Below are 14435 nucleotides of genomic sequence, written 5' to 3'. Positions count from 1 at the left end.
GGAGTAGAAGATGAGCAAACTGATCGCTGCTGTAGGGGCCTCGCTGACGCTGGCCATGGCTGTCCACGCGCAAGCCGCCGAGCAACTGAACGTGGTGAGCTGGAGTGGTTACTTCACCCCGCAGATCCTGGAGAAGTTCGAGAAGGAAAGCGGCATCAAGGTGACCGTGGATTCCTACGATTCCAACGAAACCCTGCTGGCCAAGCTCAAACAGGGCGGCGCCGGCTACGACGTGGCGATTCCCTCCCACGCCTTCGTACCGATCCTGATCCAGGAAAAGCTGCTGGAGCGCTTCGACCCGGCCAGCCAGCCGTACTACGCCAATGTCGAAGACAACCTGAAGAAGCCCGCCTGGGACCCGGAAGGCGCCTACGCCGTGCCCTTCATCTGGGGCACCACCAGCGTGGTGCTGGACAGCGCCAAGTACAGCGGCCCGGCTGACAGCTACTCGGTGCTGTTCACTCCGCCCAAGGAGCTGCAGGGCAAGATCAACATGTTCGACTCGGCCAGCGAGGTGATCGACACCGCCAGCCTCTACCTGGGCATTCCGCTGTGCAGCGAGGACCCCAAGCAGATGCAACAGGTGCTGACCCTGCTGAAGAACCAGAAACCCTTCGTGAAGACCTACAGCTCCAAGGCCGGCTCGATCCGCGAGAACCTGGCCTCGGGCGAAGTCGACATGTCGATGTTCTGGGGCGGCTCGTCGATGCGTGCACGTGAGATGAAGTCCAGCCTGAAGTACCTCTACCCGAAAGAGGGCGTGATGGCCTGGGTGGACAACCTGGTGATCCCGGCCGGCGCCAAGCACCCGGAGAGCGCGAAGAAGTTCATCGCCTTCCTCAGCCAGCCGGAGAACTCGGCGATGACCCAGAACTTCCTCAAGCACCAGAGCCCGATCAAGGGTGTGGAACCCTTCCTCGATGCCAGCCTCAAGGATGCGCCGGAACTGCACATCCCCGAGGGCACCAAGGTGGTGTTCAGCAAGACCTGCGGCGAAGGCGCGATCCGCCTGGCCGACCGTATCTGGACCAACCTGATGCGCTGATCCCTACCGGGAAAGCCACAGACCGACGCTGCTCGCGTCCACCTTCATGGGCGTGGCGGCAGCGTTCGGCCTGAAGAACGCAACAAGCCCCGCCCGACGGCGGGGTCGCTGAACCCGACTTATGCTTCCCGCCTGCCGGAAGCGACTGATGAAAGAAGGCCGCGCTCCATGAGCCAGAATAAGCACAACGAACTCGTCCAGCTCCAGGCCCACGAACTGGCCCAACGCATCCGCCTGCGCCAGGTGTCCTGCCGCGAGGTGATGCAGGCGCACCTTGAGCAGATCGAGCGCTTCAACCCGGCGGTCAATGCCATCGTCAGCCAGCAACCCGACGACCTTCTGCTGGCCGAAGCCGACCAGCGCGATGCCGAACTGGCGCGTGGCGAATACCGTGGCTGGATGCACGGCCTGCCTCACGCGGTGAAGGACCTGTCGCTGACTCAGGGCATCCGCACCACCCTCGGTTCGCCGCTGTTCCGCGACTACCTGCCCGAGCGCGACGGCATCATGGTCGAGCGCATCAAGGCGGCTGGCGCGATCATCATCGGCAAGACCAACACTCCCGAATTCGGCCTCGGCTCCCACAGCTACAACCCGATCTTCGGTGCCACCGGCTGCGCCTATGCGCCCGAACGCACCGCTGGTGGCAGCAGCGGTGGTGCGGCGGCGGCCCTGGCGCTGCAAATGGTTCCGGTGGCCGACGGCAGCGACATGATGGGCTCGCTGCGCAATCCGGCGGCCTTCAACAACATCATCGGCTTCCGTCCGTCCCAGGGCCGCGTGCCCTTCGACGACAGCGCCGACCTGTTCATCGACCAGCTCGGCTACGAAGGCCCGATGGGCCGCAGCGTGCGCGACGTGGCTTTGTTGCTGTCGGTACAGGCCGGCGGCGATGCCCGTGCGCCGCTGTCCATCGCCGAGAGCGGCGAGCAGTTTGCCGGCAAGCTGGAGCGTGACTTCAAGGGCGCACGGCTGGGCTGGCTGGGCGACCTGGGTGGTCACCTGGCGATGGAGAAAGGCGTGCTGGAGCTTTGTCGCCAGTCCTTTGCCGACTTCGAGGCCATCGGCTGCCAGGTCGAAGACACGGCCCTGGGCTTCTCCGCCGAGTGTCTCTGGGACACCTGGCGCACCCTGCGTCACTGGATGGTTGCCGGCTCTCTGGGCGCCGCCTATACCGACCAGGCCAAGCGCGAATTGCTCAAGCCCGAGGCTATCTGGGAAGTGGAGAACGGCCTGAAGCTCTCCGCCATGGACGTGTTCCGCGCTTCCGCCGCGCGTAGCGACTGGTACCGCGCGATCAGCAAGCTGTTCGAACGCTATGACTACCTGTTGTTGCCCAGTGCCCAGGTGTTCCCGTTCGACAAGACCTGGGACTGGCCGAAAGAGATCGCCGGCAAGGCCATGGACACCTACCACCGCTGGATGGAGGTGGTGATCCCGGCCACCCTGTCCGGTTGCCCGGCGGCCAACGTACCGGTGGGCTTCAATGAGCAGGGCCTGCCCATGGGCCTGCAGATCATCGGCAGGCACCAGGCCGACATGGCTGTGCTGCAACTGGCCCACGCCTATGAGCAGGCTTCGCGCTGGTACCAGCGCTGCCCGCCGCCCATGCTCAAGGGCGACTGATTTATCCACAAGCGAGGGGGACGCATGAATATCAGCTTCTTCCAGGAACTGCTGCAGAGTATCAGCGAGCGCGGCCGGCAATTGCTCGAGTCGCGCGAGCCGGCGCCGGCCAATGCCCAGGCGCTGACGCAGGCCTGCCGCAAACTGATTTCCGGCCACGGCGAGGCGTCCGGCGTGGCGCTGGCGCGGCAGGTGCTGTGCACCTACCGCGACTGCCCGGAGGAGCAGCAGAAGGCCTTCTTCGACACGCTGCTCAAGGATTTCGCACCGCCTCAAGAGGCGCTGGCCGAAGCCTGCCAGCGCTATCTGGACGATCCCTCGTCGGCCAACACCACGAAGCTGTTCGAGGCCTGCGAGCCGCCACGGCAGGAGCTGTTCCGCCGCCTCAACCAGGCGCCGGGCGGCACCGCCGAGCTGATCGCCATGCGCCGCCGATTGCTCGGTGAGCTCAAGGGCCGACCCGAGCTGGCGGCGGTGGACCATGACCTGCAGCACCTGCTGGCGTCCTGGTTCAACCGTGGTTTCCTGGTGCTGCGACGCATCGACTGGTCGACACCGGCATCGATCCTGGAAAAGATCATCAAGTACGAGGCCGTCCATGCCATCAAGGACTGGGACGACCTGCGCAGCCGCCTGCAACCGGCCGACCGTCGCTGCTTCGCCTTCTTCCACCCGGCCCTGGCCGATGAGCCGCTGATCTTCGTCGAAGTGGCGCTGACCCGTGCGATGCCCGGTGCCATTGCTGACATCCTGGATGCCAAGCCCGCTGATCCGTCGGCGGATGAGCCCGACACCGCCGTGTTCTACTCCATCAGCAACTGCCAGGACGGCCTGCGCGGCATCTCCTTCGGCAACTTCCTGATCAAGCAGGTGGTAGAGGAGTTGGCGCGGGAGATTCCGAGCCTGCGCCAGTACGTCACCCTGTCGCCGGTACCCGGCTTCCGCCGCTGGCTCAACGGTTTGGGCGACGACCCGCAACTGGGCGCGGCGGCTGCCGACCTGCTCAAGGCGCTCAAGCCCGACGCGCCGCCACCGCCGCGCACTGAAGAACCCATGCTGGCGCTGGCCGCCGAGTATTTCCTGCACGCCAAGAACGGCGCCGGCCTGCCGCTTGACCCGGTGGCGCGCTTCCACCTCGGCAACGGTGCCCGCCTGGAACGCCTGAACTGGCGCGGCGACCTGTCCGCCAGCGGCCTGCGCCAGGCCGCCGGGCTGATGGTCAACTACCGCTACGAACTGCGCCAGATCGAAAAGAACCACGAAGCCTACGCCAATCAGGGCGCGGTCGCGGCCTCACCCGAGGTGCGCAAGTTGGCCACCCTGTCGGCGAAAACAAAACGCTAGGACCTCACCATGAACCAGAGCCTTTTCGCCGAAGTCGGCAAACACCTGCCCAGCGACCTGTCCAAGCCCTTCATCCGCACGCCCCTGGGGGGTGGCTACAGCTACGCCGACATGCTGCGCAGCACCTCGCAATTTGCCCATGCCCTGGTGGAACTCGGCGTGCAGCCGGGCGACCGGGTTGCCGTGCAGGTCGACAAAAGCCCCGAGACGGTCATGCTCTACCTCGCCGTGCTGCGCGCCGGCGCGGTCTATCTGCCGCTCAACAGTGGCTACACCGGTGACGAGCTGCGCTACTTCCTCGACGACGCCGAGCCTTCGCTGTTTGTCTGCGCCCCGGCCTTCGAGGCCCAGGCCCGCGAGCTGGCGAAAGTCAGCGGCGTGGCCCACGTGGAGACTCTGGGCGACGCCGGTGACGGTTCGCTGATGGATCGGGTGCACGGCAAGCCGGGGCGCTTCGCCGATGTCGAGCGTGCCGCTTCCGATCTCGCCGCGATCCTCTACACCTCCGGCACCACCGGGCGCTCCAAGGGCGCGATGATCAGCCACGGCAACCTGGTGTCCAACGCCCGCGCGCTGGTGGGCGCCTGGCAGATCACCAGCGAGGACTGGTTGCTTCACGCGCTGCCGATCTTCCACATCCATGGTCTGTTCGTGGCTTGCAACAGCCTGCTGATGGCGGGCGGCTCGATGCTCTTCCTGAGCAAGTTCGACGTTGCGCAGATGCTCCGCCTGCTGCCCCAGGTGAACCTGCTGATGGGCGTGCCGACCTTCTACACCCGCCTGCTCGATCAACCCGGCCTGAGCCGTGAGGCGGTAGCGCACATGCGCCTGTTCATCTCCGGCTCCGCGCCGCTCACCGCCGAGACCCACAAGGCGTTCTCCGAGCGCACCGGCATGGCCATCCTCGAGCGCTACGGCATGACCGAGACCGGCATGAACACCTCCAACCCGCTGGACGGCGAACGTATCGCCGGCACCGTCGGCTTCCCGCTGCCGGGCGTCGAGCTGCGCATCACCGACCCGGCCCAGGCCGAGCCGACGCTGCTGCCGCAGGGCGAGCCGGGGATGATCGAAGTACGTGGGCCGAACGTGTTCCAGGGTTACTGGCGGATGCCGGAAAAGACCGCCGAGGAACTGCGCGCGGACGGCTACTTCATGACCGGCGACATCGGCTTCGTCGACGACCGTGGCTATGTGCAGATCGTCGGCCGCAACAAGGACATGATCATCAGTGGCGGCTTCAACGTGTACCCCAAGGAGCTGGAGGAGATCCTCGACACCCTGCCGGGCGTGGTCGAGTCGGCGGTGATCGGCGTGCCGCATCCGGACTTCGGCGAGGGCGTCACTGCCGTGCTGGTGGCCGGCAAGGATCAGGCGCCGACCGAGGCGCAGGTGCTTGCCGCACTGGACGGCAAGCTGGCGCGTTTCAAGCAGCCCAAGCGCGTGATGGTGGTCGACGCGCTGCCGCGCAACGTGATGGGCAAGGTGCAGAAGAACGTGCTGCGCGAGCAGTTCAAGGCGCTGTATTCCTGAGCCCGGCCTGGCGCTGTTCGCGAGCAAGCTCGCTCCTACAGGTATGGGCCGGCTCCCGAGCGCTTTTCGTAGGAGCGAGCTTGCTCGCGAATCGCTCAGCGCCGGATTCCCCTGTAGGAACGACGAAATGAAAAAGCCCCGCTGATGCGGGGCTTTTTCATTCGTAGGAGCGGAGCTTCTCCGCGAAACGCGGATGAAATCCGCGCTCACGAACTCGTCAACGAACCGTCACCACCACCTTGCCCACCGCCTTGCGCTGGCCCAGGTGATTGATCGCATCGGCGGCCTTGTCCAGCGGGTAGGTCTGCGACACCAGCGGCTTGATCTTGCCCTCGGCGAACCAGGCGAACAGCTGCTGGAAGTTCGCCGCGTTGTCCTGCGGCTGGCGCTGGGCGAAGGAGCCCCAGAACACGCCAACCAGCGAGGCGCCCTTGAGCAGGGTGAGGTTGGCCGGCAGCGACGGGATGGTGCCGCTGGCGAAGCCGACCACCAGCATGCGGCCGTTCCAGGCGATGGAGCGGAAGGCTTCCTCGAAAAGATCACCACCTACCGGATCGTAGATCACATCCACGCCCTGGCCGCCGGTGATTTCCTTGAGCTTGTCCTTCAGGCTGCCTTCGCTGTAGTTGATCAGCACGTCGGCGCCGGCGGCCTTGGCCACCTCCAGCTTGGCTTCGCTGCTGGCGGCGGCGATGACCTTCGCCCCCATGGCCTTGCCGATTTCGACGGCGGCCAGGCCCACGCCGCCGGAGGCGCCGAGCACCAGCAGGGTCTCGCCCGGCTGCAGGTTGGCGCGCTGCTTGAGCGCGTGCATCGAGGTGCCGTAGGTCATGCCGAAGGCGGCTGCGCTGGCGAAGTCCATGCCGTCGGGGATCGGCATCACGCTGTAGCCGGGCACCGCCACTTCCTCGGCGAAGCTGCCCCAGCCGGTCAGCGCCATCACGCGGTCACCGGGTTTCACGTGACTGACTTTTTCACCCACGGCGCCGACCACGCCGGCGGCCTCGCCACCCGGAGAGAACGGGAAGGGCGGCTTGAACTGGTACTTGCCCTCGATGATCAGGGTGTCGGGGAAGTTCACCCCGGCGGCATGTACCTGCAGCAGGACTTCGTTCTTCTTCGGCTCGGGGCTGGCGACCTCTTCCAGCACCAGGGTTTCGGCGGGGCCGAAGGCTTTGCACAGCACGGCTTTCATGGGGAGTACTCCACTCTGGGTATCGGCGCAGTGTAGGAGCGTGAGGCGGGAGGGCAAATCACCATGGCCTGGGCTTATGCCCCGATATAGCTTGGGCGGCGGCGCGAGTGTGGCTATCCTTTGCCCATCGAATTCGGAGACATCGCCTTGAGAGCTTTCCTTGCCCTGTTGCTGGCCTTTTCCTTCAGTACCTTCGTCATGGCTTCCGAATCCGAAGAAGCCAAGCCGGAAGACGCCAACAAGCCTGTATTCGTCGACCTTACTCCCGCGCTGGTGGGCAACTACGGCAGCGGCCCGCGCCTGAAGTACTTCAAGGCAGACATCGCCCTGAAGGTCACTGGCAAGGAGGCCTCCGAGAAGGTCGAGCACCACGAACCGCTGATTCGCAACCAGCTGGTGATGCTCTTCGCCCAGCAGACCGACGACTCCCTCGGCAGCGTCGACGGCAAGGAGAAGCTGCGCCAGGAAGCCCTCAAGCAGGTGCAGACGGCCCTCCAGCAGGAAGAGGGCAAACCGCTGGTGGACGACCTGCTGTTCAACAACCTGATCGTCCAGCCCTGAGCCCATCCGGCGTCGGTTGCATGAGCGCGACTCATCTGCGCACGGCAGTCGCTCCTCTTTCCCGGCTGCGGCCACTCGCCGCAATGCCGGGCTGAAAGTCCCGTCTCGCAAGGCGCGTAGGAAATTTCCTGCGCACGCCTGACCTGAATCAAACCCCATTCGCTGCCGGTCGCCGAATATCCCCTCATGATTCGCTCGAATTCGAGCGCCTGGACAAGAGGATATTCGGATGACAGGAAACGCAAAAAGCTGGCGCACCCGCGGACTCTTCGTGGTCGTCGCGGCCGTGCTCGCCGCGCTGGCCTGGCAGACGTTCAAGCCGACCGGCCTGGGCGAAGGCTTCGCCAGTGGCAACGGGCGTATCGAAGCCACCGAGGTCGACGTCGCCACCAAACTGGCTGGCCGCGTGGCGGAAATCCTGGTGGACGAGGGCGACTTCGTCACTGCCGGCCAGGTCGTCGCGCGGATGGATACCCAGGTGCTCAAGGCTCAGCTGGCACAGGCCGAGGCCGAGGTGCGGCGGGCGCAGAATGCCAAGCTTACCGCCGAGTCGCTGGTCGCCCAGCGCCACAGCGAGAAGGCCACTGCCGAGGCCATGGTCGCCCAGCGCCAGGCCGAGCTGACCGCTGCCCAGAAGCGCTTCACCCGTACCGAACAACTGGTGAAGCGCAACGCCTTGCCACAGCAACAGCTCGACGACGACCGCGCCGCGCTGCAGAGCGCCCAGGCAGCACTGGCTGCGTCGCGCTCGCAGGTCATCTCGGCGCAGGCCAGCATCGCTGCCGCCAGCTCCCAGGTGATCGAGGCGCAGTCGGCCATCGAGGCGGCCACCGCCAGCACCGTGCGCCTGCAGGCAGACATCGACGACAGCGACCTCAAGGCCCCGCGCAACGGCCGCGTGCAGTACCGCGTGGCGCAGCCGGGCGAAGTGCTTTCCGCCGGCGGCAAGCTGCTCAACATGGTCGACCTGGCTGACGTCTACATGACCTTCTTCCTGCCATCGGGCCAGGCCGGCAAGGTCGAACTGGGCCAGGAAGTGCATCTGGTGATCGATGCCGTGCCCGAGTACGTGATCCCGGCCAAGGTGTCCTACGTCGCCAGTGTCGCGCAGTTCACGCCCAAGACTGTGGAGACTGCCAACGAGCGCGAGAAGCTGATGTTCCGCGTCAAGGCGCGCCTCGATCCGGGCCTGCTGGAGAAATACATCACCTACGTGAAGACCGGCGTACCGGGCATGGCCTATATGCGCCTCGACCCGCAGGTGGAATGGCCGGCTGACCTGCAGATCAAGGTCCCGCAATGAATGCCGCCGACTGCGTGGCCCGTCTGGCTGGCGTCTCGCTGCGCTATGGGCAGACCCGCGCAGTGGACGACGTCAGCCTGGAGATCCCGGCCAACCGCATGGTTGGCCTGATCGGTCCGGACGGCGTTGGCAAGTCCAGCCTGCTGGCGCTGCTGGCCGGCGCGCGGAAGATGCAGGAGGGTGAAATCCAGGTGCTGGGCGGCGACATGCGCGACGTGCGCCACCGCCGCGCTGTGTGCCCGCGTATCGCCTACATGCCCCAGGGGCTGGGCAAGAACCTCTACCCGACGCTCTCGGTGTTCGAGAACGTCGACTTCTTCGGCCGCCTGTTCGGCCACGACAAGGCTGAGCGCGAGCGGCGCATCGCCGACCTGCTGCACAGCACCGGCCTGGCGCCCTTCGCCGATCGACCGGCGGGCAAGCTTTCCGGCGGCATGAAGCAGAAGCTCGGACTGTGCTGCGCGCTGATCCATGATCCTGACCTGCTGATCCTCGACGAGCCCACCACCGGCGTCGATCCGCTCTCGCGCAACCAGTTCTGGGAGCTGATCGGGCGCATCCGCGCCGGCCGCGAGGGCATGAGCGTGCTGGTGGCCACGGCCTACATGGAAGAGGCTGAGCGTTTTGACTGGCTGGTGGCGATGGACGAGGGCAAGGTGCTCGCCACTGGCACGCCGGCCGAGTTGCGCGAACAGACGGCGACGCCGAACCTCGAAGAGGCTTTCATCGCGCTGCTGCCCGAGGCCAAGCGGGCCGGGCACCACAAGCTGGTGATCCCGCCACGCACGCTGAGCGAGGGTGCGCCGCAGATCGCCATCGAGGCCGAGGGGCTGACCTGCCGTTTCGGTGATTTCGTCGCGGTCGACCACGTCAGCTTCCGCATCGAGCGCGGGGAGATCTTTGGCTTCCTCGGTTCCAACGGCTGCGGCAAGTCCACCACCATGAAGATGCTCACCGGCCTGCTGCCGGCGAGCGAAGGCACTTGCGCGCTGTTCGGCCAACCGGTGAACGCCAACGATATGGAGACTCGCCGGCGTGTGGGCTACATGTCCCAGGCTTTCTCGCTGTACGCCGAACTGACGGTGCTGCAGAACCTGGAGCTGCACGCGAAACTCTTCCACCTGCCGGCCGAGCAGATTGCCCCGCGCGTGGAGGAAATGCTCAAGCGCTTCGATCTCGGCAAGGTCCGCGACGAGCTGCCCGACAGCCTGCCGCTGGGCATCCGCCAGCGTCTGTCGCTGGCCGTGGCGGTGATCCACAAACCGGAAATCCTGATCCTCGACGAGCCCACCTCGGGTGTCGACCCGGTGGCCCGCGATGGCTTCTGGGAACTGATGGTGGAGCTGTCGCGCAACGACGGCGTGACCATCTTCATCTCCACCCATTTCATGAACGAGGCCGAGCGCTGCGACCGCATCTCGCTGATGCACGCTGGCAAGGTGCTCGACAGCGACACACCGCAGGGCCTGATCGACAAGCGTGGCTTGCCGACCCTGGAGGCCACCTTCATCGCCTACCTGGAAGAGGCCGCCGGAAGCGCGCCAGTGCCCGACAGCGCGCCAGCAACGCAGGCGCCAGCCGAAGCGACCCGGTACAAGGGCAGCGACCGCTTCAGCTGGCTGCGCCTGTTCAGCTACGCGCGCCGCGAGGCCATGGAGCTGCGCCGCGACCCGATCCGCCTGACCCTGGCTCTGGTGGGCACCGCGCTGCTGATGTTCATCATCGGCTACGGCATCAACATGGACGTCGAAGACCTCACCTACGCGGTACTCGACCGCGACCAGACCACCACCAGCCAGTCCTATGCGCTGAACATCGCCGGCTCGCGCTACTTCATCGAAAAGCCGGTGATCCAGGACCCCGACGACCTGGAGCGGCGCCTGCGTAGTGGCGACATCAGCCTGGCGGTGGAAATCCCGCCGAACTTCGGCCGCGACCTCAAGCGTGGTGCCGATCCCGCCATTGGCGTATGGATCGACGGCGCCATGCCGACCCGCGCCAATACCGTGCTCGGTTACGTGCAGGGCCTGCACTCCAGCTACCTGGCCGATCTCGCCCGGCAGAGCGGCAGCGCCGCTGCCAGTGCGGCGGCCAGCACCGAGGTGCGCTACCGCTACAACCCGGACGTGGAGAGCCTGAAAGCCATGGTGCCGGCGGTGATTCCGCTGCTGTTGATCATGATCCCGGCGATGCTCACCGCCCTGGGCGTGGTGCGCGAGAAGGAGCTGGGTTCGATCACCAACCTCTACGTCACGCCCGTCACACGCCTGGAGTTCCTGCTCGGCAAGCAGTTGCCCTACATCGGCATGGGCATGGTCAACTTCGTACTGATGCTGGCCATGGCCGTGCTGCTGTTCCAGGTGCCGCTCAAGGGCAGCTTCCTCGCGCTGCTGGTCGGTGCCTTCCTCTACGTGGTGACCAGCACCGGGCTCGGCCTGCTGCTCTCGACCTTCATGAAGAGCCAGATCGCTGCCGTGTTTGGCACCGCCATCGCCACCATGATCCCGGCCATCCAGTTCTCCGGGCTGATCCACCCGGTGTCGTCGCTGGAAGGGGCGGCGGCTTTCATCGGCAAGCTCTACCCGACCTCGCATTTCCTCATCATCAGCCGCGGTGCCTTCTCCAAGGCGCTGGGTTTCCCCGACCTGTGGAGCTACTACCTGCCGCTGCTGGCGATGATCGTGGTGCTGACGCTGCTCAGCGTGGCCTGCCTGAAGAAGCAGGAGGACTGAGCCATGAAAAAGCTGGCGAACATCTTCAACCTCGGCATCAAGGAATTCCGCAGCCTGGGTCGTGATTACGCGATGCTGATCCTGATCGCCTGGGCCTTCACCCTGGGGGTCTACAGCTCGGCCACCGGGGTACCGGAAACCCTGCACCACGCGCCTATCGCCATTGTCGATGAGGACCAGTCACAGCTCTCCACGCGGATCATCAACGCCTTCCAGCCACCCTATTTCCGCATTCCGGAAATGATCGGCCATGCCGAGATGGACCGTGGCATGGACGTCGGCCTGTACACCTTTACCCTGGACATCCCGCCGGACTTCCAGCGCGACGTGCTGGCCGGACGGCAGCCGGCGATCCAGGTCAACGTCGATGCGACGCAGACCGGCCAGGCTTTCTCCGGCGCCGGCTACATCCAGAACATCGTCGGCACCGAAGTGCGCGAGTTCGTCAGTCGCTACCGCGCCGAAGCGGCGATGCCGGCGGAGCTGGCGGTGCGCATGGAGTTCAACCCGAACCTGACCCAGGCCTGGTTCGGCGCGGTGATGGAGGTGATCAACCAGATCACCATGCTGTCGATCATTCTCACCGGCGCCGCGCTGATCCGCGAGCGCGAGCACGGCACGGTGGAGCACTTGCTGGTGATGCCGCTGACCGCCTTCGAGATCATGATGGCCAAGGTCTGGTCGATGGGTACCGTGGTGCTGGTGGCGGCAGCCATCTCGTTGCAGCTGGTGGTGCGCGGCTGGCTGGATGTGCCGATCAGCGGTTCGGTGGGGTTGTTCCTGCTGGGCGCGGCGCTGCACCTGTTCGCCACCACTTCCATGGGCATCTTCCTCGGCACCGTGGCGCGCTCGATGCCGCAGCTGGGGCTGCTGGTGATCCTCACCCTGATGCCGCTGCAGATTCTCTCCGGCGGCACCACGCCACGCGAGAGCATGCCGGAGCTGGTGCAGAACATCATGCTCGCGGCGCCGACCACGCACTTCGTCAGCCTGGCCCAGGCGATCCTCTATCGCGGTGCGGACCTGTCCATCGTCTGGCCGCAGTTGCTGGCGATCGTCGGGATTGGCGCGGCGTTCTTCGCCGGCGCCTTGTGGCGCTTCCGCCGGACCATCGGGCAGATGGCGTAAGAACGCTCTTCGTAGGACCGAGGGGGACGCCTAGTCCTTGCTCGCGAACGGGTTTACTGATGACTCCGGCGCCTGGCGGGTTCGCGAGCAAGCTCGCTCCTACAAAAGCCCGTCACTCCACCGGCCACACGCAGGTCTGGTTGCGCCCCTTGTGCTTGGCCGCGTACAGCGCCTGATCGGCCTGGGCGATCAACTGGTCCGGTTCGGCGTCCTGCCCCGGCGTGGCGATGGCCAGGCCGATACTCACCGTCAATCGTCCCAGCTCAGCGGCTGGGTGCGTGATGCCCATCTCGGCCACGCGCTGGTGGACGCGTGCAGCCACATGGCTGGCGCCTTCCAGCCCGGTGTCGGTGAGGATGATGACGAACTCTTCGCCGCCATAGCGGCACGCCACATCACCTTCGCGTTGCAGGCATTCCTGCAGGCAACTGGCGAGGCGCCTCAGTGCGTCGTCGCCGGCCAGATGGCCGAGGCAGTCGTTGAAGCGCTTGAAGTGGTCGACATCGAGCATCAGTACCGCCAGCGGCGCATCGGCCCGGCGCAGGCGGCGCCATTCGCTCTGCAGCTGGCGGTCGAAGTAGCGGCGGTTGAACAGGCCGGTCAGGCCGTCCTGCTGCGAGAGCTTGTGCAACTGGGCTTCGAGTTGCAGGCGTTCGCTGTTGTCGCGGGCCACGGCGATCAGGTACTCGCGGTCGCCCTGGTGGATCAGCTGGGTGTTGATCTCCGCCGGTTGCAGGCTGCCATCGCGACGCTGCATCTCGCGCTGGAAGATCATCGACAGGTTCAGCCGGTGCGCCTGCTGCACCAGCTGGATCCAGGCGTGGAAGCCGGGGATCAGCCGTTCCGGGTCGTCGCGCAGCAGGTGGCGGAATTCCTCGGCGCTGTAGCCCAGGCCGTTGTAGGTGGCGCGGTTCATGTGCAGCAGCTCGCGCTGTTGCAGGTCGAAGATGAACAGTGCATCGCGGCTGGAGTCGGTGAGATCCAGCGCCAGTTGCAGGCGCTCGCGACTATCACGCAGGTGTGCTTCCACCGACTGGCGTTGCTCCGCTTCCTGGCTGAGCAACTCGTTGCTGGCGCTCAGCGCCGTGGCGCGGCGGGCGTTCTCCCGGGCGAGGAACAGCGCCGCCACCAGCAGCAGGCTGATGGCTACCCCTGAGCCGAGAACCACCATCGGCAACGGCGTGGACAGTGATTGCACCAGCGCCGAGGTGGGGCTGAGCTCCAGTTCGAAGCTGCGATTGTTCAGCAGGCGCAGCGGCACCCGCAGGGTCTGCTCGGCATCGCCGGCGGGCTGCTCGCGCACGTAGATCGGCCTGCCGTGCTCCAGCAGGCGCACGCTGAACAGGTGGTTGTCGGCCTGTTTGAGCAGGTTGTCCATCAGCGGGCCGACGCGGAAAACGCCCTGCATGAAGCCGTCGAAGCGCAGCTGATTGTCCGCATCGCGGATATACACCGGCGTGTAGAGCACGAAGCCGCGTCCACCCTGCACCAGCTCTACGCTGTCACTAAGGCGGGGCTTGCCGCTGTCGCGGGCGGACATCGCCGTGGCGTAGTTGGGGTGCTGCGCAGAAAGCTGGAAATTGAGTGCTGCCTCGTTGCCTTGCAGCGGCTCCAGCCAGCGGATGCGCAAGTCCGGGCCGGACCACTGGATTGACTGGTAGCCAGGGAAGCTGCGCACGTAGAAGCGCGCGTCCAGCTCCCATTCGGCGCGGGGCATGCGGCCATGGTGGGTCCACAGCTGGGCGAGCAGGTCCAGACCCTGGACCTGCTCGTGGAGGTTGGCTTCCAGCTGGTGCGCCAGGCTGCGACCCTGGTAGGTCAGTCGTTCCTGCACGCGCTGCCGTTCGCTGCTTGCCAGCTCCCCACCCAGCCAGGCGCTGGCGAGCAGGAGCACGCAGAGCAGACCGCCAAGCCCAAGGTAGGTAGCTAATGAGGACTGAAGGCGGTGCATGCGGCGAATTCCGGGGG

10 protein-coding genes are annotated in these 14435 nt (G+C 65.8%); 8 read left to right on the top strand and 2 right to left on the bottom strand.

Annotated elements, in window-relative coordinates:
• The first annotated feature begins 10 nt into the window (after positions 1 to 10).
• The 4 genes from FAS41_RS00500 to FAS41_RS00485 all read left to right on the top strand — a co-directional run bounded on the left by FAS41_RS00500 (position 11) and on the right by FAS41_RS00485 (position 5548).
• Positions 11 to 1045: an ABC transporter substrate-binding protein gene (locus FAS41_RS00500; protein WP_017521376.1), complete on the top strand. Its 1035-nt coding sequence runs from the start codon at positions 11 to 13 to the stop codon at positions 1043 to 1045.
• A 168-nt stretch (positions 1046 to 1213) separates the two neighbouring features.
• Positions 1214 to 2671, top strand: coding sequence for an amidase (locus FAS41_RS00495; protein ID WP_138519772.1), 1458 nt, complete (start codon positions 1214 to 1216; stop codon positions 2669 to 2671).
• A gap of 24 nt (positions 2672 to 2695) precedes the next feature.
• Positions 2696 to 4015 carry a malonyl-CoA decarboxylase gene (locus FAS41_RS00490; protein WP_138519771.1) on the top strand — a complete coding sequence of 440 codons (1320 nt, stop codon included), beginning with the start codon at positions 2696 to 2698 and terminating at the stop codon, positions 4013 to 4015.
• Positions 4016 to 4024: 9 nt separating this feature from the next.
• Positions 4025 to 5548, top strand: a complete 1524-nt coding sequence (locus tag FAS41_RS00485; protein ID WP_138519770.1) for a malonate--CoA ligase — start codon at positions 4025 to 4027, stop codon at positions 5546 to 5548.
• A 217-nt stretch (positions 5549 to 5765) separates the two neighbouring features.
• Here FAS41_RS00485 and FAS41_RS00480 read toward each other — a convergent pair whose 3' ends face one another.
• Entirely contained in the window at positions 5766 to 6743 is a 978-nt protein-coding gene (locus FAS41_RS00480; RefSeq protein ID WP_138519769.1) for an NADPH:quinone oxidoreductase family protein, read from the bottom strand.
• A 147-nt stretch (positions 6744 to 6890) separates the two neighbouring features.
• Between FAS41_RS00480 and FAS41_RS00475 the strand changes: the two genes are divergently transcribed.
• The 4 genes from FAS41_RS00475 (at position 6891) to FAS41_RS00460 (ending at position 12467) form a co-directional block, all read left to right on the top strand.
• On the top strand, positions 6891 to 7304 hold the full coding sequence (locus tag FAS41_RS00475) for a flagellar basal body-associated protein FliL (protein ID WP_138519768.1): 414 nt from the start codon (positions 6891 to 6893) through the stop codon (positions 7302 to 7304).
• Between the two features lie 229 nt (positions 7305 to 7533).
• Complete coding sequence (locus FAS41_RS00470; RefSeq protein WP_138519767.1) at positions 7534 to 8607, top strand: HlyD family secretion protein; 1074 nt, start codon at positions 7534 to 7536, stop codon at positions 8605 to 8607.
• Positions 8604 to 11339: a ribosome-associated ATPase/putative transporter RbbA gene (rbbA, locus tag FAS41_RS00465; protein ID WP_138519766.1), complete on the top strand. Its 2736-nt coding sequence runs from the start codon at positions 8604 to 8606 to the stop codon at positions 11337 to 11339. Before FAS41_RS00470 ends, rbbA begins: the two co-directional genes overlap by 4 nt.
• Before the next feature lie 3 nt (positions 11340 to 11342).
• Positions 11343 to 12467, top strand: a complete 1125-nt coding sequence (locus FAS41_RS00460) for an ABC transporter permease (protein WP_138519765.1) — start codon at positions 11343 to 11345, stop codon at positions 12465 to 12467.
• A gap of 112 nt (positions 12468 to 12579) precedes the next feature.
• Here FAS41_RS00460 and FAS41_RS00455 read toward each other — a convergent pair whose 3' ends face one another.
• Complete coding sequence (locus FAS41_RS00455; protein ID WP_138519764.1) at positions 12580 to 14418, bottom strand: sensor domain-containing diguanylate cyclase; 1839 nt, start codon at positions 14416 to 14418, stop codon at positions 12580 to 12582.
• Between the last annotated feature and the right edge of the window lie 17 nt (positions 14419 to 14435).

Origin of the sequence: Pseudomonas nicosulfuronedens, assembly GCF_005877905.1 — a bacterium.
In the GTDB taxonomy this organism is placed as follows: domain Bacteria; phylum Pseudomonadota; class Gammaproteobacteria; order Pseudomonadales; family Pseudomonadaceae; genus Pseudomonas; species Pseudomonas nicosulfuronedens.
This window is presented reverse-complemented; position numbering and strand designations above follow the sequence as displayed.

Excerpts from the sequence above, each read along its gene's own strand:
- FAS41_RS00500 (WP_017521376.1), top strand. The coding sequence starts at position 11 with ATGAGCAAACTGATCGCTGCTGTAGGGGCCTCGCTGACGCTGGCCATG.
- FAS41_RS00495 (WP_138519772.1), top strand. The coding sequence starts at position 1,214 with ATGAGCCAGAATAAGCACAACGAACTCGTCCAGCTCCAGGCCCACGAA.
- FAS41_RS00490 (WP_138519771.1), top strand. The coding sequence starts at position 2,696 with ATGAATATCAGCTTCTTCCAGGAACTGCTGCAGAGTATCAGCGAGCGC.
- FAS41_RS00485 (WP_138519770.1), top strand. The coding sequence starts at position 4,025 with ATGAACCAGAGCCTTTTCGCCGAAGTCGGCAAACACCTGCCCAGCGAC.
- FAS41_RS00480 (WP_138519769.1), bottom strand. The coding sequence starts at position 6,743 with ATGAAAGCCGTGCTGTGCAAAGCCTTCGGCCCCGCCGAAACCCTGGTG.
- FAS41_RS00470 (WP_138519767.1), top strand. The coding sequence starts at position 7,534 with ATGACAGGAAACGCAAAAAGCTGGCGCACCCGCGGACTCTTCGTGGTC.
- rbbA (WP_138519766.1), top strand. The coding sequence starts at position 8,604 with ATGAATGCCGCCGACTGCGTGGCCCGTCTGGCTGGCGTCTCGCTGCGC.
- FAS41_RS00460 (WP_138519765.1), top strand. The coding sequence starts at position 11,343 with ATGAAAAAGCTGGCGAACATCTTCAACCTCGGCATCAAGGAATTCCGC.
- FAS41_RS00455 (WP_138519764.1), bottom strand. The coding sequence starts at position 14,418 with ATGCACCGCCTTCAGTCCTCATTAGCTACCTACCTTGGGCTTGGCGGT.